A 1,008-nucleotide genomic window follows, 5' to 3' on the forward strand; every position below is an offset into this window, starting at 1 on the left:
CTAGGGCGTTTCTGACGGCTCTTGGATGGTGTCGCGGAGCCAGATGACGATCGCAGTGACGGTTAGCGTGCCGTTGAAGATGTAGTCGCGCTTGTCATAGCGACTGGCCACCGACCGGAACTGTTTCCACTTGCTGACGCAGCGCTCGACCGCGCTGCGCCGGCGGTACTGGACCTTGTCGAAAGCGGGTGGACGGCCGCCGGCCCGGCCACGGTGGTGGCGGTTGACCCGCTGGTCGTCCGGCTCCGCGATGGTCGCCTTGATGCCCCGGCGGCGCAGGTAGGCGCGGTTGTCGCGGCTGGAGTACGCCTTGTCGCCGCGCACCCGGTCCGGGCGACGGCGTGGCCGGCCGGGCCCGCGGCGGTGAATGCGCAGCGTCTCCAGCACCGGCAGGAGCATGGGGCTGTCGCCCCGCTGGCCCGGTGACGTGAGCCAGGTCAGCGGGCGGGCCCGGTCGTCGGCCAGCAGGTGGACCTTGGTGGTCACCCCGCCCCGCGAGCGTCCCATCGCCTCCCGTCCATCGGCCTCCACACGCGCCCCGCCCCCTTTTCGGGAAAGTCGCGGGGCGGCCGGTGCCGGGCCCCGGCCGCGTGCTGGTGGGCCCGGCAGGAGGTCGAGTCGATGTTCACCGCCCACTCCCGCTCCAACTCGCGGGCCAGGGCGCCGTCGGGATCGCCGGCGTCGGCCTCTATCTGCAGCTCGGCCAGGATCCGCTGCCAGGTACCGTCCGCCGACCAGCGGCGATGCCGTTCGTAGACGGTCTGCCAGGGGCCGTACCGCTCCGGCAGGTCCGGCCAGGGCACCCCCGTACGGGCCCGGAACAGCACCCCGTTGACCACCGTGCGGTGATCTGCCCACTGCCCACCGGGTCGGCCGTTGGCCGGCAGCAAGGGCTCGATCGCCCGCCATTGCGCATCGGTCAGTTCATGTCGCCGCACCATGCCCGACGCCTGCCCGACCCGAAACCTGATCCACCCCGCCCGACAAGAGCCGTCAGAAATGGCCTAG

1 protein-coding gene is annotated in these 1,008 nt (G+C 71.8%); it reads right to left on the reverse strand.

All coding sequences use genetic code 11. The features are described from left to right. A protein-coding gene (locus ACH4K4_RS38720) for an IS5 family transposase (RefSeq protein ID WP_398175095.1) occupies positions 1-941 on the reverse strand; the annotation gives its coding sequence in 2 pieces (ribosomal slippage) (positions 1-569 and positions 569-941; 942 coding nt in all). Positions 942-1,008 lie beyond the last annotated feature (67 nt).

Origin of the sequence: Streptomyces sp. NPDC017529 (assembly GCF_044329785.1) — a bacterium.
Classification (GTDB): domain Bacteria; phylum Actinomycetota; class Actinomycetes; order Streptomycetales; family Streptomycetaceae; genus Streptomyces.